Raw genomic sequence first — 17,328 nt, 5'->3', positions numbered from 1 at the left:
CGTCAGCCGTCCGCTCGGAGACCGCGGACGAGGGCGTCGACCATCGTCGCGGTCGTGAAGCGGCGCTCGACCTCGATCCGGCCCTGCCGACCCAGCTCGGCGGCGCGGTCGGGATCGTCCAGCATTCCGAGCAGCGCTTCCGCCAGCACCTCCGGCTCCTCCGGCGGGACGAGGACACCGGTGCGGGCGCTGACGTAATCGCGCATGCCAGGGGTGTCCGAGACCACCACGGGGCGGGCCGTGGCCAGAGCCTCCAGCGCCACCGTCATCCCTGACGCGTGCAGGTTGGGGCGGGTCGCGGTCACCACGACGCTCGCCGTCGCGTACAGATCGCGGAGCTCCGTGTGCGGCAGCCGACGCACGAGCCGGACGCCCTCCGGAGGCGGCAGCGCGGAGGGCGACTGCACGACGACATCGACTCCCGGGCGCGCAGCGAGGACCAGGGCGAGCGCGGCGTACAGCGTCGCGGGATCCCGGTCGCGATCGTTGCCGGCGCTGACGATCCGGGGTCGGGCGGCGGGTGGCTGCGCGCCGAAGAACTCGTGGTCGATCCCGAACGGCACGACGAAGATGCGGGGCGCGTCGGCCCCGAGGAGCCGTTGCAGGGGCACGACCTGTGCCTCGCTCAGCACCCAGAGCGCCGTGGCCGCCCGCAGCATCGCCACCAGTCGACCGGGTGCAGCGCCGGCCGCCGCCATGTCGGTGAGCCAGATGACGCCAGCGGCGTACCGCGTCCGCGGCCGCAGGATCTGCAGACGATAGGCGGTGTTCTCGTCCCACGCGATGGCGAACCCGGCACGGGGCCGCGGGCCGACGCCGGCGCGTGCGCGGAGCCGTGCGATCCGGCCGGGGTCGGGGAGCTCATCCACCTCCACGACGGCGTGGTCGCGAAGAGCGTCCAGCCCGTAGGGCCAGACGCTCGGAACCTCTCCCCTGGCGTGTGCGCGCGCCCAGGCGGATGCCGACTGCTCGGCACGGTGCGCCCAGGTGACGGACAGCGCCGGGCTGTCCTCGGATCCCACGAGGCCCACTATGGACCTCGGCCCCGGCGGTGTAAAGGGCGAGTTCTCCGCTAGAGTCGAGCGTACGACTGTGGGGGTCGTCGGACGGCAGGGGATGGCCGTCCTCTCAGTGACGCCGCCACGAGCATCGATGTTTCACGAGGGGGACATATATGAAGGGCATCATTCTGGCGGGCGGCTCGGGCACGCGGCTGCACCCCATCACGCTGGGGGTCTCGAAGCAGCTGATCCCGGTCTACGACAAGCCGATGGTGTACTACCCGCTGTCGACCCTGATGCTCGCCGGGATCCGGGAGATCCTCATCATCACGACGCCGCACGACGCCGCGCACTTCGAGCGGCTGCTGGGAGACGGCTCCCAGTTCGGCGTCTCCCTGTCCTTCGCGCAGCAGGAGTCGCCGGACGGCCTCGCCCAGGCGTTCACCATCGGCGCGGACTTCATCGGCGACGACAGCGTCGCGCTGGTCCTCGGCGACAATCTGCTCTACGGGCCGGGCCTCGGCACGCAGCTCAAGCGCTTCGCGGACATCGACGGTGGCGCGGTCTTCGCGTACTGGGTGGCGGAGCCGGAAGCCTACGGAGTCGTGGCGTTCGACGCCGACGGCCAGGCCGTCTCCCTGGAGGAGAAGCCCGCCGCCCCGCAGAGCAACTACGCGGTGCCCGGCCTGTACTTCTACGACAACGACGTCATCGAGATCGCTCGCAACCTGGCGCCCAGCGCTCGCGGGGAGTACGAGATCACGGACGTGAACCGGGCCTACCTCGAACGGGGCAAGCTGCAGGTCGAGGTCCTCCCCCGCGGGACAGCGTGGCTGGACACCGGGACCTTCGACCAGATGACCGACGCCGCCGACTACGTGCGCACGATGGAGCGCCGCACGGGGATGAAGATCGGCGTGCCGGAGGAGGTCGCCTGGCGTCAGGGCTTCCTCGACGACGAGGCGCTTCGGACGCGCGCGGAAGCCCTCGTGAAGTCGGGCTACGGAACCTACCTGCTCGGACTGCTCGAAAGGGGCGCTCGATGACCCGCCTGCTCGTGACCGGCGGCGCCGGCTTCATCGGATCGAACTTCGTGCACCACGTGGTCGCGCACACGGACGCGCACGTGACCGTGCTGGACAAGCTCACCTACGCCGGCAACCGCGCCTCGCTCGCTGGTCTCCCCGCCGACCGGGTCGAACTCGTCGAGGGGGACATCGCCGACGCCGCGCTCGTCGACAGCCTGTTCGCCCGGACCGACGCGGTCGTCCACTATGCCGCCGAGTCCCACAACGACAACTCGCTGCACGACCCGCGGCCGTTCCTCGACACCAACATCATCGGCACGTACACGCTGCTGGAGGCCGCCCGTCGGCATGATCGCCGGTTCCACCACATCTCCACCGACGAGGTGTACGGAGACCTCGAGCTCGACGACCCGGCACGGTTCACGGAGCAGACGCCGTACAACCCCTCGTCGCCGTACTCGTCCACGAAGGCCGGCAGCGACCTGCTCGTGCGCGCCTGGGTGCGCTCGTTCGGCGTGCAGGCGACGATCTCCAACTGCTCGAACAACTACGGCCCGTACCAGCACGTGGAGAAGTTCATTCCGCGCCAGATCACGAACGTGCTGCGCGGGATCCGACCCAAGCTGTACGGCGCCGGACAGAACGTGCGCGACTGGATCCATGCCGACGACCACTCCTCGGCCGTCCTCACGATCCTGGAGAAGGGCGAGATCGGCCAGACGTACCTGATCGGCGCCGACGGCGAGAAGGACAACAAGTCCGTCGTCGAGCTGATCCTCACGCAGATGGGCCAGCCCGCCGACGCCTACGACCACGTCACGGACCGCGCCGGTCACGATCTGCGCTATGCCATCGACTCCACGAAGCTGCGCACCGAGCTCGGCTGGGCGCCGCGGTTCTCCGACTTCGAGTCGGGCCTCGCCTCCACCATCGAGTGGTACCGCGCGAACGAGGACTGGTGGGCGCCGGCCAAGGACGCCACGGAGTCGTTCTACGCCGCCCGGGGGCAGTGATGACCGCGTTCGGCAAGGCGCTCACGATCACCGAGACGCCGATCCCCGGCCTGCTCCTCGTCGACCTCCCGGTGCACGGCGATGCCCGCGGCTGGTTCAAGGAGAACTGGCAGCGCGAGAAGATGGTCGCCGCCGGCCTTCCGGACTTCGGCCCCGTGCAGAACAACATCTCGTTCAACGACGCGATCGGCACCACCCGCGGCATCCATGCCGAACCGTGGGACAAGTGGGTCTCCGTCGCCACCGGCCGGATCTTCGGCGCCTGGGTCGATCTGCGGGCGGGCGAGACCTTCGGGCGCGTCTTCACGGCGGAGATCGACCCGTCGCGCGCCATCCTCGTGCCTCGCGGCGTCGGCAATTCGTACCAGACGCTCGAAGCGGACACCGCCTACACCTACCTGGTGAACGACCATTGGTCGCCGGACGCGGCGTACTCCTTCCTCAATCTCGCCGACGAGACGGCGGCCATCGCGTGGCCGATCCCGCTCGACCAGGTCGAGATCTCCCCGAAGGACCGGGCGCATCCTCGACTGGCCGACGTGACCCCGATCGGCCCGCGGAAGACCCTCGTCGTCGGGGCGTCCGGTCAGCTCGGCCTGGCGTTGCGGGCGGCTCTCGGGGACGCGGAGCACGTCGAGTACACGACCAGGGAGACGCTCGACCTCCGCGACCCCGAGCTGGCCGTCGCACGGCGCTGGCGCGACTACGGGACGATCATCAACGCGGCCGCCTACACGGCCGTCGACCACGCCGAGACCGCGGAGGGGCGGGCCGAGGCCTGGGCGGCGAACGTCACGGGCGTGTCCGCGCTCGCCCGCATCGCGACCGAGAACGGCCTCACGCTCGTGCACGTGTCCAGCGACTACGTGTTCGACGGCACGAAGGACGGCCCCTACACGGAGACGGACGAGGTCCGGCCGCTCGGCGTCTACGGGCAGACGAAAGCGGCGGGGGACGCGATCGTCGCGACCGTGCCCCGTCACTACATCCTGCGTACCTCCTGGGTGATCGGCGACGGCCGCAACTTCGTGCGGACGATGGCCTCGCTGGCGGAGCGGGGCGTCGCGCCGCGGGTCGTCGGCGACCAGATCGGGCGGCCCACCTTCACGGCGGACCTTGCCGCGGCCATCCGGCACCTGCTCGACGTCTCGGCGCCGTTCGGGCTCTACAACGTGACCGGGGGCGGCGAACCGCGCTCCTGGGCCGACATCGCCCGCGCGGTCTACCGGCTGACCGGGCACGACCCGGCCGCGGTCACCCCGGTGACGACGGAGGAGTACTTCGCCGACCAGGCCGGACCGATCGCGCCGCGTCCGCGCAACAGCGTCCTGGACCTCGCCCGGATCACGGCCACCGGCTGGACGCCGAGGGATGCGGATGCGGCCCTCGCGGACTACCTGTCCGCCGACGACGCCTAGAGCTCGCCCGGCTTCATCGCCTCCGCGTCGATGGCGCGGATGATGCGCAGGGTCGCGGTGTCCGGCTCCGGCTCACCCGCCGCCTCCCGCTCCTCCCGTCGCCGACGGGGCGCGTACACGACGAGCGAGTGGAAGAGGAAGCGGGCGAAGAACGCCACGACGAGCGAGAGCGCCGTGGCGAGCACGCTGGAGATGTGCCACGTCTCGACCATGAGCGCCATCACCGGGATGCGCAGGGCCGCCTCGACGTTGTTGAACGTGAACGAGGCCGCGAAGCGTGCCGCGGCGCTGCGGGCGTCGGTGCGCATGTCCGCGAAGACGAACCGCTCCTGCAGCAGGAAGTTGCCCACGATCGTGACCTCGGCGCCGATGATCGCCGCCCACACGTAGGGCACGCCCGCGGCGGTCAGCGCCCACATGATCGCGAGGTTCGCGATGGCGCCGAGGACGCCGATCGCGGCGAACAGGGACATCTTTCCGAAGCGCAGCCGTGCCAGGTGGGCGATGAACGTGGCCCCCTGCCGGAGGCTCGCCTTCGAGGTGCCGTGCCGGCGTTCACCGAACTCCATCGGGACCTCCGCGATCCGCAGATCGGTGCGGGCGAGGATCTCCAGGAGGATCTTGAAGCCCTGCGGCCGCAGGGCGGCGAGATCGAGTCGCCGCCGGTCGACGAGGAAGAACCCGGTCATCGGATCGGTGCTCCGGGCGAGCCGCCGCGGGAACATCGCGCGGGTCAGCCAGGTGGCGGCGCGGGAGACGCCGAAGCGCACGGCCGTCCCGAGGCCGCTGGTGTCTCCGCCGCCGATGTAGCGGGAGGCGGCGACGACGTCCGCGTCGCCGTCCGCGTACCGGTCCAGCAGGGTCGGCAGGAGCTCCGGCGGATGCTGGAGGTCGCCGTCCATCACGATGCAGACGTCGCCGTTCGCGGCCCCCAGGCCGACGACGACCGCGCCGCCGAGGCCCCCGACGTTGTCCGCGCGATGGAGCACCCGGACCGCGATCGGGGCGTCGGCCGCGAGGCGCTCCACCTCGGCCGCGGTGTCATCGGTGCTGTCGTCGATGAAGAGGATCTCGGCGTCCCTTCCCGCCAATGCCGCCGCCGTCCGCTCCACGAGTTCGGCGACGTTGTCGCGCTCGTTGTACGTCGGCACGATGACCGTGACCCCTGCCCCCAACGTGGTCCCCTTCGTTCCGCAGCCCCATCGGCTCCGGCATCCATCGTTCCATGGGTTCCTATGGGCCGCAGGACATGTTCCTGCTAGAGTGTCGTCTGCGGCTGTGGGAGTCGCGACGAACGGGTGGGGATCCGTTCGACTGGGGAATGATCGATCTGGGGAGATCATGGGGACGCGTATCGGCTATGCCGTCGGAGCTTTCGACCTGTTTCACGTCGGGCACCTCAATCTGCTGCGGCACGCCAAACAGCACTGCGACATCCTGATCGCCGGTGTCGTGAGCGACGAGATGCTGCGTCAGGTCAAGGGGATCGAGCCGGTCATCCCGACCGCCGAGCGTGCGGAGATCGTGCGGCACATCTCCTTCGTCGACGACGTCTACGTCGAGACGACGCCGTCGAAGATGGACTCCTGGCGCGACGTGCGCTTCACGCACTTCTTCAAGGGCGACGACTGGCGCGGCACCGAGAAGGGCCTGCGGCTGGAGAGCGAGTTCGCGGAGGTGGGCGTCGAGGTCGTCTACTTCCCGTACACCGCGCACACGTCGAGCTCGGCGCTCCGCCGCGCGCTCGACGCGATCACCGCGAACGCCACGGCGTCGGTGGTCGGCGGGACCCGCTGAAGCCGGCGTCGGTCAGTTCGCGACGCCGAGGAGGCTGCGTGCCATCCGCGCCACGTGCGGCGGGGTGTGCGGGCCGAGCCACACCGTCCAGTGCTCCGGGGGCTCACTGCACGTCCACTCCAGGCACCACGCGTAGACGGCGTTCGCGAGACGCTCGCCGCGGGCATGGGCGCGCGGCCCCTCGGCGCGCAGGAGCCAGCGGACCGAGACCCCCTGGGGGACGTCGATGTGCCGGAACTGGATACGGGCCGCCGCCTCGATGATGATGACGCCGTGCGCATCCCACGGGAGCCGGGACGCGACACGAGCGATGGCTCCGACATCGGCGGCGTCCCCGGCGATGAGGACGGCTCCCTCCATCGCTTCCCAGTCCGGATCCTCGAGGTGCTCGCACGCGCTGCTCATGCCTCCACTATAGGTAAGGCTATCCTTACCATCAAGAGCCGTGAGTCCTCCGCGACGGCGCTCGTCAACACCTTTACCCGGACGGCGCCACGCGTCATCCTGAGTCCATGAGCAGTGAGAGGATTCGACGCACGCCCGCCGGACGCCACCTGGTCGGCGCCCTGGTCGGCCTGATCGTGGCCGCAGCCCTGAGCGGGTGCGGAGCGACGGTCCCCGCAGACCCGGACGGCACCCTGGACCGAGTCACGGGCGGAGAGCTGCGGGTCGGCACCTCGCCCGACCCCGGCCTGGTCGAGACAGACGGCGGCCGGCCCCACGGGCCGGTCGTCGCCCTCGTCGACGGCTTCGCCGCGAGCCTGGACGCCCACGTCACCTGGACGGTCGCGACCGAGGAGAGCCTGGTGGGCATGCTGGAGACCGGCGACCTCGATCTCGTCGCCGGCGGCCTGACCCCGGACACCCCGTGGATCGACAAGGCGGGCGTGACCCGCGGCTATCCCGGGATCGAGGGCGCGGGCGGTCGGGAGCTCGTGATGCTCGTCCCCCTGGGCGAGAACGCCTTCCTCTCGGCCCTCGAGACCTACCTCGACGGTGAGGCCGATCGATGACCGAGACGAAGCGGTTCGGGCGCACCGAACTCCCCGACGAACAGCAGCAGGCGACCCGGAAAGCCGTGCGCTGGGAGATCTTCACGATCGTCTACACCTCGATCACGATCACCGTGATCGCGCTCGTCGTGGGCGAGTCCCAGGCGATGCGCACCGCGTGGATCGAGGACATGCTGTCCCTGATCCCGCAGTTCGCGTTCCTTCTCGCCCTGGTGTTCGTGCGGCGCCGCCCCACCCGGAAGCACCCCTACGGCCTGCACCGCGTGATGGGCGTCGGGCACCTCGTCGCCGGTGTCGCGCTCCTCGCGGTCGGCCTCAACCTCGCCGTCGAGGCCGTCGCCGGACTCCTCCGGGGGGAGCACCCGACCATCGGCACGGTGCAGCTGTTCGGGCAGACGATCTGGCTCGGTTGGCTCATGGTCGCCGTCATGGCCGTCGTGATCGTCGGACCGGTGTTCTTCTACGGTCCGGCCAAGGCCAAGCTCGCTCCCGTCCTGCACAACAAGCTGCTCTACGCCGACGCCGACATGGCGAAGGCGGACTGGCAGACGACGGTCGCCTCGATCGTCGGCGTGCTCGGTGTGGGCGCGGGAATCTGGTGGCTCGACGGCGCCGCGGCGCTCTTCATCTCGCTCGGCATCATCTGGGACGGCTTCCGCAACACGAAGACGGCCATCGTCGATCTCATGGATCAGCAGGCCCGCACCTTCGACAGCGCGGAGCCGCATCCGCTGGCCCGCGATGTCGTCTCCTACCTGCGCAGCCGCCCCTGGGTGGATCAGGCTGCCGTGCGCATGCGGGATCAGGGCCAGGTGTTCCACATCGAGGCCTTCGTCGTGCCGCATCACCGGACCGTCCGCACGGCCGACCTGACCGCCGCATCCGAGGGCATCGCCGACTTGGACTGGAAGGTGCAGGACGTCGTGATCATCCCGGTCGAGGAGCTGCCGGCCGAAGCGGACCCCGGGCGATGAGCGCCGCCGACGAGGCGCTGTTCCCCGGCTTCACGACCACTCGGATCCCGACCTCCGAGGCGGACATCCTCGTCCGTCACGGTGGCTCGGGACCGCCCGTGGTGCTCCTGCACGGTCACCCCCGCACCTCGGCGACGTGGCATCGGGTGGCTCCCCTGCTCGTCGAGCGCGGCTTCACCGTGATCTGCCCCGACCTGCGCGGCTATGGACGCTCCCGCGGCCCGGCGCCCACCTCCGATCACTCGGCCCATTCCAAGCGTGCCGTCGCCCGAGACATCCGCGCCGTCGCCGAGAGACTCGGTCACGACCGCTTCCGCCTTGTCGGGCACGACCGAGGCAGCTACGTCGCGCTACGGCTCGCCCTCGATCACCCGGAGACCGTGGAACAGGTCGCGCTGCTGGACTGCCTGCCGATCTCGGAGCACCTTCGCCGCTGCGACGCGACCTTCGCCGTGCATTGGTGGCACTGGTTCTTCTTCGCCCAGCCGGACATCCCGGAGCGCGTCATCGGCGCGGACCCGGAGGCCTGGTACGCCCCCAAGGCCGACCCGGCGACGATGGGCGCGGCGAACCATGCCGAGTTCCTGCACGCGGTGCGGCAGCCGTCGGTCATCCGGGCGATGCTCGAGGACTACCGCGCCGGTCTCACGATCGACCGCACACACGAGGAGGCGGATCGCGCCGCCGGGCGCCGACTCGCGATGCCCGCGCTCGTGCTCTGGTCGGAACGCGACGATCTCGAAGAGCTCTACGGCGACCCTCTCCGCATCTGGCGGGACTGGGCCGACGATGTCCGCGGCCACGGCATCGACAGCGGGCACCACATGGCGGAGGAGGCGCCAGAACCTCTCGCCGCCGCACTGGCGGGCTTCTTCGGAGCCGCCCCTCCCCCACGGACGTAGGCTGGAGGCATGACCAACCCCGCCTCCGACACCATCACGATGTTCGGCGCCGACTGGTGCCGCGACTGCATCCGCACGAAGAAGCAGCTCGACGAGCTCGGCGTCGCGTACACCTACGTCGACCTGGTCGCCGACCCCGACGCCGCCGACATCGCGAAGGACATCTCCGGCCGCACGAACATCCCCGTCGTCGTCTACCCCGACGCCTCGCACCACGTCGAGCCGTCGAACGCCGACGTGGAGTCGAAGCTGCGCGAGCTCTCGCTCATCTGATCGTCTCGCCACTCGGCGGATCTCCGCGCGGACGCCTAAGCTGAAAGCCCGTTCGAAGGAGACGCCGATGACTTCTGCGCCCACGACAGCGCCTGCCGTTCCCGCTCTCGGGGAAGGCGAGGCGGAGCGGCTCGACGCCGCCGTCGCCGACCTGCAGACAGGGACGTCGGTGTGGACCGCGCTCACCGTGGCGCAGCGCGCGACGCTGCTCCGGCAGGTCCGCACGAGCGTCGCCGCGACCGCCGAGGACTGGGCGACGACCGCCGCCGCCTCCAAGGGCCTGGACGCGCGGCATCCGCTCCGCGGCGAGGAGTGGCTGAGCGGTCCGTACAGCGTCCTCGGGGCGCTCGACGCCTCGATCGCCACGCTGACCCGGATCGCGAACGGGGCCAATCCACTGGACGGCATCCGGGTCGACCGGGCGCCCGGTGGCCGGGCACGCGTGCATGCCTTCCCTCTCACCGGCATCGACCGGTTCCTGCTGTCCGGATTCACCGGCGAGGTCTGGCTCGAGCCGGGGACCACGCCGAACGCCGCCAGGGCGGGTGCGGGTCTGGCCCAGCGCACGCCGACGGTGTCCGGCGGCGTGGGCCTCGTGCTCGGCGCCGGGAACGTGACCTCCATCCCCGTGCTGGACGTGCTGTACGAACTGCTCGCCCACAACCGCACCGCCCTGCTGAAGGTGAACCCCACGCAGGACGCCCTGGTCCCCGTCTACAAGCGCGCGCTCGCCCCGCTCATCGAGCCCGGACTGCTGCGGATCGTGCGCGGGGGCCCGGCGGCCGGCGCGTATCTCACCCAGCACCCGGGCCTCGCGCACGTGCACATCACCGGCTCGGCGGCGACGTTCGACACCATCGTCTGGGGGCCGTCCTCCGGTGACGGCGCGGCGGCGACGAAGCGCCGCCGCCGCGAGAACCGCCCGCTGCTGAAGAAGCCCATCACCGCCGAGCTCGGCGGGGTCTCCCCCATCATCGTCGTGCCCGGGAAGTGGACGGCCGCCGACCTCGCGTATCAGGCCGAGCACATCGCGACCATGCGGCTGCAGAACAGCGGCCACAACTGCATCGCGGGGCAGGTCGTCATCCTCTCCGCCGACTGGGACCAGGCCGACGACTTCCGCGCCGCGCTGCGCCACGCCTACGCCACCGCTCCGGAGCGCCCCATCTGGTACCCCGGCGCCCCCTCCCGCATGCAGGCCGCCACGGACGACTACCCGGACGCGCTCGTGCTCGGGGACCGGCTCCTCGTCGAGATCGACGGCGATGAGGACCCCGCCGCCCTGGAGAGCACGGAGTACTTCGCCCCGGTCCTCGGCGTGGTGAGCCTTCCGGGCACCGGCCAGGAGTTCCTCGACGCCGCGGTCGCCCACGCGAACGAGAAGCTGCAGGGCACGCTCGGCGCGAACCTGCTCATCGACCCGGCCACCGAGAAGGCGCTCGGCAGCGGGTTCGAGCGGGCGCTCACCGCCCTGCACTACGGCTCGATCGCGATCAACGGGTGGACCGCCTTCGGGTTCATCACCCCGACCCTCACCTGGGGCGCTTTCCCCGGCGGCACGATCGACGACGTCGGCAGCGGCATCGGCGTCGTCCACAATGCCCTGCTGCTGGATCGGGTGGAGCGCTCCGTGCTGCGCGGCCCCTTCCGACCGTTCCCGCGCTCGCTGCCCGTGGCCAACGGCGGCGGACGCCTGACCATCCTCCCGAAGCCGCCGTGGTTCGTCTCCTCCCGCACCGGCGCGGCCGTGAGCGAGGGCCTCACCCGCCATCGCGCGGACGGCGGCGCCGTCGGCCTCGTGAAGACCCTGATGCGCGCGCTCCGCGCCTGAGGGGACGCGTCAGGCCTCGGGCCGGAACCGATCGGTCGCGGCGCGGAGAGCCGCGCGGATGCCGGGTTCGGCGGCGGAATGGCCCGCGTCGTCGACCACCTGGAAGTCGGCTTCCGGCCAAGCCCGGTGCAGGTCCCACGCCGTCATCATCGGCGTGACCACGTCGTGGCGGCCCTGCACGATCACGGTCGGGATGTGCCGGATGGCGTCGATCCCAGCGAGCAGCTGCCCCTCGGCCCACCAGCCGCGGTGCACGAAGAAGTGGTTCTCGATGCGTGCGAAAGCGACGGCCCGGCGGGGATCGGCCATCGCCGCGATCTGCTCCGGGTCGGGGCGCAGCGTGACGGTCGCCGCCTCCCACGCCGCCCACGCGAGGGCCGCCGGTTCATGGACCGCCGGGTCCGGGTCGAACAGCCGCCGGTGATACGCCTCGATCATCCGCGAGCGCTCCAGGACCGGGATCGGCGCGATGAAGTCCTCCCACAGGTCGGGGAACAGCGCCGCCGCCCCGCCCTCGTAGAACCACTCGAGCTCGGCGCGACGCAGGGTGAAGATGCCGCGCAGGATCAGCTCGGAGACGACATCCGGGTGGGCCTGAGCGTAGGCCAGCGCGAGGGCGCTCCCCCAGGACCCGCCGAACACCTGCCAGCTCTCGATGCCGAGGTTCTTGCGCAGGAGCTCGAGGTCGGCGATGAGGTGCGCGGTGGTGATGTGCCGGAGATCGGCATCGGGCTCCGCGGCGGACGGCGTGCTCCGACCGCACCCGCGCTGATCGAGGAGGACGATCCGGTAGGCCTCGGGGTCGAAGAACTGCCGCTGCCACGGCGACGTCCCGCTACCCGGACCTCCGTGGAGGAAGACCACGGGCTTGCCCTCGGGGTTGCCGCTGATCTCCCAGGCCACGCGGTGCCCGTCGCCGACGAGCAGCACCCCGGTCTCGTACGGCTCGATGGACGGATAGAGCCCTTCGGTGTTCGTCATGTTCGGTCCCCCAACCGGTCGTGCGGTCCTGCCGAGTCCACGTTATCTGACAACGGCGGGATCACCGGGCCTACGGGTCGAGCTGATCGGCGGGAAGGGTGAACACCTGCCCGCACGCGTCGAGCCCGTTCTGGTATCCCTCCGCGAACCAGCGCTGACGCTGCGCGCTGGAGCCGTGCGTCCAGCTCTCCGGATTGACCATGCCGGCCTGCTCCTGGATGTGGTCGTCTCCGACCGCGGCCGCCGCGTTCAGGGCGTCCTCGATCTGCGTCTCCGTCGGCTTCTCCAGGTAGGGATCGCCGTCGGCGTCGGTCTGCTCGGTCATGCGGCCGAGCCAGCCGCCGGCGTAGCAGTCGGCCTGCAGCTCCATGCGCACGCCGTTGCTGCCGGGACCGGTGCCGTTGTTCGGGTACTGGTCCATCGTCCCGGTGATGTTCTGGATGTGGTGCCCCCACTCGTGCCCGATGATGTAGAGCTGCGCGAGGTTTCCGGCCGAGGCCCCGAACTGCTCCTGCATGAGCTGGAAGAAGGTGGGATCGATGTAGACGGTCTCCTCCGGCGGGCAGTAGAAGGGCCCCACGGCATTGGAGGCCGTTCCGCACTGCGTGGATGTCGCGCCGTCGACGACGATGTTCTGCGGAGCCCGGTAGCCCTCGACGTTGTCCCCCCAGAACGCGTCCAGTGCGAGCTGAGCGCCTGCGAGCCGGCACTCGGCGTTCGCGTTCGCGTCGGCACCGGTGTCGCAGTTCTCGATGGCCGAACCGCCGGCGGGTTCGCTCCCGCCCCCGGGCGCGCCACCGACCAGTCCGCTGAGGTCGATGCCCAGCAGGGGGCCGGCGATGAGGGCGAGGAGACCGAGCACGCCGATGCCGGTGCCGCCCGCGATCGCCGCCGTGCGTCCGCGGCGGCGCGTGGTGTTGCGGGAGAGGTCGGCGTCGGGATTGAACGTCATGCGTCGAGGGTACTCCGCGCGCCGACACCCTGACGGACGTAGGCTCGTGGCATGGCCACCACGATCACCATCACCGGCGCGGGCGGACAGATCGGCTACGCGCTCCTCTTCCGCATCGCCGCCGGCGACATGCTCGGTCCGGATGAGAAGGTGCGGCTGCGGCTGCTGGAGATCCCGCAGGGACTCGGCGCTGCGGAGGGCGCGGCGCTGGAGCTGCAGGACGGCGCTTTCGACCTGCTCGAGCACGTGGAGGTGACCGACGACGCCGCGGTCGGCTTCGACGGATGCGACCTCGCCCTGCTCGTGGGCGCCCGCCCCCGCGGCCCCGGCATGGAGCGCGGCGACCTGCTGGCCGCGAACGGCGGCATCTTCGGGCCGCAGGGCGCCGCCATCGCCGCGAACGCCGACCCCGGCGTCCGCGTGACCGTGGTGGGCAACCCCGCCAACACGAACGCCCTGATCGCCTCCGCGGCGGCCGACGGCGTGCCCGCCGACCGCTTCACCGCCCTCACGCGGCTGGACGAGAACCGCGCACGGGCCCAGCTCGCCCAGACGCTCGGCGCCCCCGTGCACACAGTCCGGCGGGTGCCCATCTGGGGCAACCACTCTGCCACGCAGTTCCCTGACGTGTCGCACGCGACCGTCGGCGGGAAGCCCGTGCAGGACGCCCTGGAGCGGATCGTCGGCGACGTCCCGGCGTGGCTGGAGCAGACGTTCATCCCCCGGGTCGCCAAGCGCGGCGCGGAGATCATCGAGGTCCGCGGGTCGTCCTCCGTCGCCTCCGCCGCGAGCGCGACGATCGACCATGTGCGCGACTGGGTCCGCGGGACCGAGGACTGGACCTCCGCCGCCGTCGTCTCGCGCGGAGAGTACGACGTTCCGGAGGGGCTCGTCTCCTCGTTCCCCGTGCAGTCCGTCGACGGCGAGTGGCGCATCGTGGAGGGCCTGGAGATCGACGACTGGGCCCGCACGCGCATCGACGCCTCGGTCGCGGAGCTCGTGGAGGAGCGGGAGGCGGTCCGTGCCCTCGGACTGCTCTGATCCGGTCGCCGCGGGACGCCCCGGCAGGGCAGAATAGAGGGCGGAGGTGCGGGATGAGCGACACGATGGACCCGGCGGGCACGACGCCGTCTCTCGACGATGCGCTGACGAGCCCGCTCCACCTCCCGCACGACGCAGCAACGTGCCCGAAGTGCTTCACGGAGCTGCAGCAGAACCGCAACTTCTGGACCGCGCGTCCCGCGGGCTCCCGCCTGGTAGGCCTCGTCGTCGCTCGTGAGGGCATGCCGTCGGTCGTCGAGCAGCGCGCCGACCTCACCCGTTTCGGCGTGCCCATCGAGGGCTTCCGTCACCCGGCGCCGGACATCCTGGAGAGCTGGAACGACCGCCTCGCGCGGCTCATCTCGACGCTCCGGACCGGAGACGTGGTCGTGGTGGCGAACATCCGGGCCCTGGGGCTCGACGCCGAGGAGGGCGCCCGCACGGTCGCCGAGCTCCGGCGACACGGGATCATCGTGAAGGTCCTCGGCCACGAGGCGCGTCATCTCGCCGACGCCGCCGGCGCCCGCTGAGAGGCGCCGCTAGAAGTCCCCGGACCGCAGGCGGGCGAGCGTGCCCGCACCGATCTCCGAACGGGCGTCGGGACGGTTCGCGTAGTACGTGACGAGTTCGGCCAAGAGGACCGGGTCGCTGGCGAGGTCCGTGACCGCCCAGGATGAGGGCCGCACGCTCGCCGTCCGCAGGAAGACACGGTTGCGTTCGAGGGAAGCACCGGTCACGTCTTCCCATTTCAAGGTCGCATTGTTGCGCGGGATCCGCAGGTCCAGCCCCTCGGGACGGAGTATCAGACGATGTGCCGCAGGGGCGCGAAACCAGAACCATGTACCGGCGATCAACATGATCAGGCCGATCAAGAGAATGCCCAGGAGCGTGCGCATCGTGACCGTGTCCGGGGACGACGTGAAGACACTCCATACCCCGCTCGCGAGGAGGATCGCTCCGACGGGAGCGAAGGCGCGCAGGGGCCAGATGATCGCACCGACACCGGCGAAGACGACCTCCGGGCCGGCCACCGAGACCCGGACGATCCGCGTGCGAGGTACACGGATGTGGGCCACCAGCAGCCAAAGTCCCACAGCGACCGCGGCGAGAACGCCGACACCCACCAGCTTCAGCGCTGGTGCCGGGGCAGCGAACAGGATCATGCTGAAAAGGAGCGCGAAGAGGCTGAACACTGCTGCAAAGAGGACCAGCCCCGTCGTCGCACGTTGCTGACCTTGCCAGCCGGCATGACCGCGGACCCAGATGGTCTCCGAGTTCGTCTTCTCCTGCTGTATCACCCGAACAGACCCTTCCACGCCTTGCCGATGTTGTGTCCGACGTCGCCGACGAAATCGCTGGTGTTCTCCCACGCGTCCTCGGCGAAGTCGGCGGTAGCATCCCACCCATCCGCCAGCCCGGCGTCGATCGCCTCCCGAACGTCCTGGGGTACCCAGCTCTCGTACGCCCAAACCGCACCGGCTCCGACCGCGAACGCCGCACCGGTGGCCAGCAGCGCCGTACCCCACACCGGGGCGGTGATGACCCCGGCCGTTGCGAGCGCCCCGACTCCTGCGGCGGCGCCGGCACCGGCGAGTATTTGGATGCCGGTGGCCGACGGGTCGTCCCCGGATGACATCGCGGACCCGAAGCTCCAGGCGTCGATGCCCCATCCCACCAGCGGAAGGGCTCTGCTCGCTCGGGAGAAGCCCCTCGCCAGGTCTTCGGCTTCGTCCGCCGCCCAGCGCATACCGCTCGGATTGGCCGCCTCGGCGGCCGCCTTCACAGCGGGGTTGCCCGAGCGCAGTTCACGAACGAAGTCCGATGCGCCTTCACGCAATTCTCCCGCGTGGTTGACCAGGTCAGCCGCCGTTCCCTCCCAGGCGAGCTTCTGTCCTTCGAGGTACGCCTTCGGCAGCTCCCCGCCCGCTTTCCCGAGGCCCGCGAGGATCTGGCCCGCCGTGGACTGGCTCGGCATGGTCCCGAGGAAGCCGTCGAGGTTCTCGCTGATCCAGACCTCGAGCTCGCCCCACCAGGAGCCGACGTCGGCGGCGATCTCGTTGTACAGCTCAATGCGGTCGAGGTGCTCCTGCCACTCGTCCCAGTAGGGGTCGTCCCTCGACGTGGGGCACACCGGGATCAGGGACACCGGCCGGCCGATGATCATGCCGTTGACCGGAAGCCCCGCCGCCCGCGCATTGTCGCGGTGCGTCGCGAAGTCCTCCTTCATGCGCCGCAGCTGCCCGGCGTACGACCGGAGCTTCTCGGCGGCGTCACGGGCGAGGTCCTTGATCTCCTTCGCGGCGTCGGTCGTGCGCGAGAGGATCGTGACGTAGTCGTCCGCCGACTCGCCGAACCAGTGCCCGCGCACGCCGGTCGGGATGAAGGTCGTGACGTTGGAGGAGACGTCCGCGGCGTCCTTCAGGTCGGGGTCGAGCCAGTCCGCGGCCGCCTGCACCTGGTCGGCGTCGCCGTATGTGGTCGTGTCGATCGTCATCAGAGGTCCTCGACGATGGCCGCGACCGGGTCGAGCTGGTCGATCACGTCCTGTTCGTTCGTCTCCGCGTCGTCGGCGATGGCGCGGACGATCTCTCCCAGGGTGCCGTTGATCCGGTACAGGGCGTCGACGCCCTCCCCCACCCGCTGCATGATGGCGGCGACCGTGTCGGAGGCGAGTCCGCCGTCGACGGCCGTCGGAATGCCGGAGAGCTTCGTCTCGATGAGCTCGACCGCCTCCTCGTGCATGTCCGCATGGACGGCCATCACCTCCGGGTCCATCGCGATGCGGCTCATGCGATGGCTCCGTTCCGGCGGTAGGACGCGGGCACGTCGAGGTCGAAGATGACGACGTCGTAGGGCTGCGCCTCCTTGATCTGACCGAGGTCCTCGGTGCGCACCAGGACCCAGGGCTGCCGCTCGCCGGCGAGCTCCAGCAGCCGGTCCAGGGCGGTGTAGGCGAGCAGCGCACGCCGCCCGTCCTTCAGCTCCCGGATCTCGACGAGCTGCTCCTCCGGCGTCGACGTCACGCTCAGGGGCAGGTACAGCACGGGTGGGACCATCGGCGCTGCGGCCGGCGTCGGTTCGAAGGTCATCTCGGTCTCTCCTCG

At 70.7% G+C, this 17,328-nt stretch carries 20 protein-coding genes; 11 read left to right on the top strand and 9 right to left on the bottom strand.

Annotated elements, in window-relative coordinates; all coding sequences use genetic code 11:
• Positions 1–2: 2 nt before the first annotated feature.
• On the bottom strand, positions 3–1,022 hold the full coding sequence (locus RI211_RS02355) for a glycosyltransferase family 4 protein (RefSeq protein WP_259953553.1): 1,020 nt from the start codon (positions 1,020–1,022) through the stop codon (positions 3–5).
• Positions 1,023–1,174: 152 nt separating this feature from the next.
• Here RI211_RS02355 and rfbA point away from each other — a divergent pair, with 152 nt between their 5' ends.
• Genes rfbA through rfbD form a run of 3 tightly spaced genes read left to right on the top strand, consistent with a single transcriptional unit; the run spans position 1,175 to position 4,460 of the window.
• Complete coding sequence (gene rfbA, locus RI211_RS02350) at positions 1,175–2,047, top strand: glucose-1-phosphate thymidylyltransferase RfbA (protein WP_187663186.1); 873 nt, start codon at positions 1,175–1,177, stop codon at positions 2,045–2,047.
• A complete protein-coding gene (gene rfbB / locus RI211_RS02345; protein ID WP_187663185.1) occupies positions 2,044–3,042 on the top strand; it encodes a dTDP-glucose 4,6-dehydratase in 999 nt (332 codons plus the stop codon). The genes rfbA and rfbB overlap by 4 nt, the downstream gene beginning before the upstream one ends.
• Positions 3,042–4,460 carry a dTDP-4-dehydrorhamnose reductase gene (rfbD, locus tag RI211_RS02340; RefSeq protein ID WP_315638115.1) on the top strand — a complete coding sequence of 473 codons (1,419 nt, stop codon included), beginning with the start codon at positions 3,042–3,044 and terminating at the stop codon, positions 4,458–4,460. Before rfbB ends, rfbD begins: the two co-directional genes overlap by 1 nt.
• On the opposite strand, the gene RI211_RS02335 is transcribed toward rfbD, so the two are convergent.
• The gene (locus RI211_RS02335) at positions 4,457–5,635 is read right to left on the bottom strand and encodes a glycosyltransferase (RefSeq protein WP_232089168.1); all 1,179 of its coding nucleotides are present in this window, start codon (positions 5,633–5,635) and stop codon (positions 4,457–4,459) included. The two genes, rfbD and RI211_RS02335, sit on opposite strands and share 4 nt — an antisense overlap.
• Before the next feature lie 166 nt (positions 5,636–5,801).
• Between RI211_RS02335 and RI211_RS02330 the strand changes: the two genes are divergently transcribed.
• Positions 5,802–6,257: an FAD synthase family protein gene (locus tag RI211_RS02330; RefSeq protein WP_315638114.1), complete on the top strand. Its 456-nt coding sequence runs from the start codon at positions 5,802–5,804 to the stop codon at positions 6,255–6,257.
• A 12-nt stretch (positions 6,258–6,269) separates the two neighbouring features.
• Here the strand turns inward: RI211_RS02330 and RI211_RS02325 are convergent, their stop codons facing one another.
• Entirely contained in the window at positions 6,270–6,662 is a 393-nt protein-coding gene (locus RI211_RS02325; protein ID WP_315638113.1) for an SIP domain-containing protein, read from the bottom strand.
• A gap of 107 nt (positions 6,663–6,769) precedes the next feature.
• Between RI211_RS02325 and RI211_RS02320 the strand changes: the two genes are divergently transcribed.
• The 5 genes from RI211_RS02320 to RI211_RS02300 all read left to right on the top strand — a co-directional run bounded on the left by RI211_RS02320 (position 6,770) and on the right by RI211_RS02300 (position 11,250).
• Complete coding sequence (locus RI211_RS02320; protein WP_315638112.1) at positions 6,770–7,270, top strand: type 2 periplasmic-binding domain-containing protein; 501 nt, start codon at positions 6,770–6,772, stop codon at positions 7,268–7,270.
• Positions 7,267–8,244, top strand: coding sequence for a cation efflux transmembrane domain-containing protein (locus tag RI211_RS02315; RefSeq protein WP_315638111.1), 978 nt, complete (start codon positions 7,267–7,269; stop codon positions 8,242–8,244). The genes RI211_RS02320 and RI211_RS02315 overlap by 4 nt, the downstream gene beginning before the upstream one ends.
• Positions 8,241–9,146 carry an alpha/beta fold hydrolase gene (locus RI211_RS02310; protein WP_315638110.1) on the top strand — a complete coding sequence of 302 codons (906 nt, stop codon included), beginning with the start codon at positions 8,241–8,243 and terminating at the stop codon, positions 9,144–9,146. The genes RI211_RS02315 and RI211_RS02310 overlap by 4 nt, the downstream gene beginning before the upstream one ends.
• Before the next feature lie 9 nt (positions 9,147–9,155).
• On the top strand, positions 9,156–9,419 hold the full coding sequence (locus tag RI211_RS02305) for a glutaredoxin family protein (RefSeq protein WP_071327714.1): 264 nt from the start codon (positions 9,156–9,158) through the stop codon (positions 9,417–9,419).
• 67 nt (positions 9,420–9,486) lie between these two features.
• On the top strand, positions 9,487–11,250 hold the full coding sequence (locus RI211_RS02300; RefSeq protein WP_315638109.1) for an aldehyde dehydrogenase family protein: 1,764 nt from the start codon (positions 9,487–9,489) through the stop codon (positions 11,248–11,250).
• A gap of 9 nt (positions 11,251–11,259) precedes the next feature.
• Here the strand turns inward: RI211_RS02300 and pip are convergent, their stop codons facing one another.
• Both pip and ypfJ read right to left on the bottom strand, forming a co-directional pair.
• A complete protein-coding gene (gene pip / locus RI211_RS02295) occupies positions 11,260–12,231 on the bottom strand; it encodes a prolyl aminopeptidase (protein ID WP_315638108.1) in 972 nt (323 codons plus the stop codon).
• 70 nt (positions 12,232–12,301) lie between these two features.
• Positions 12,302–13,183: a KPN_02809 family neutral zinc metallopeptidase gene (ypfJ, locus tag RI211_RS02290; protein ID WP_268777667.1), complete on the bottom strand. Its 882-nt coding sequence runs from the start codon at positions 13,181–13,183 to the stop codon at positions 12,302–12,304.
• Between the two features lie 51 nt (positions 13,184–13,234).
• Between ypfJ and RI211_RS02285 the strand changes: the two genes are divergently transcribed.
• Entirely contained in the window at positions 13,235–14,224 is a 990-nt protein-coding gene (locus RI211_RS02285) for a malate dehydrogenase (protein ID WP_315638107.1), read from the top strand.
• A 53-nt stretch (positions 14,225–14,277) separates the two neighbouring features.
• A complete protein-coding gene (locus tag RI211_RS02280) occupies positions 14,278–14,754 on the top strand; it encodes a recombinase family protein (RefSeq protein WP_071327719.1) in 477 nt (158 codons plus the stop codon).
• 9 nt (positions 14,755–14,763) lie between these two features.
• Here RI211_RS02280 and RI211_RS02275 read toward each other — a convergent pair whose 3' ends face one another.
• From RI211_RS02275 to RI211_RS02260, 4 genes are read right to left on the bottom strand one after another with little or no spacing between them, the layout of a single operon-like run.
• The gene (locus tag RI211_RS02275) at positions 14,764–15,540 is read right to left on the bottom strand and encodes a phosphatidylglycerol lysyltransferase domain-containing protein (RefSeq protein ID WP_315638106.1); all 777 of its coding nucleotides are present in this window, start codon (positions 15,538–15,540) and stop codon (positions 14,764–14,766) included.
• Complete coding sequence (locus RI211_RS02270; protein ID WP_315638105.1) at positions 15,519–16,718, bottom strand: hypothetical protein; 1,200 nt, start codon at positions 16,716–16,718, stop codon at positions 15,519–15,521. The genes RI211_RS02275 and RI211_RS02270 overlap by 22 nt, the downstream gene beginning before the upstream one ends.
• A complete protein-coding gene (locus RI211_RS02265; RefSeq protein WP_062635420.1) occupies positions 16,718–17,014 on the bottom strand; it encodes a hypothetical protein in 297 nt (98 codons plus the stop codon). Before RI211_RS02265 ends, RI211_RS02270 begins: the two co-directional genes overlap by 1 nt.
• Positions 17,011–17,313, bottom strand: a complete 303-nt coding sequence (locus RI211_RS02260) for an SAV_915 family protein (protein ID WP_187663173.1) — start codon at positions 17,311–17,313, stop codon at positions 17,011–17,013. Before RI211_RS02260 ends, RI211_RS02265 begins: the two co-directional genes overlap by 4 nt.
• Between the last annotated feature and the right edge of the window lie 15 nt (positions 17,314–17,328).

This window comes from Microbacterium meiriae (genome assembly GCF_032364335.1).
GTDB classification, from domain to species: Bacteria; Actinomycetota; Actinomycetes; order Actinomycetales; family Microbacteriaceae; genus Microbacterium; species Microbacterium meiriae.
Note: the sequence above shows the minus strand (reverse complement) of the source record. Positions and strands in the feature narration are given on the sequence as shown.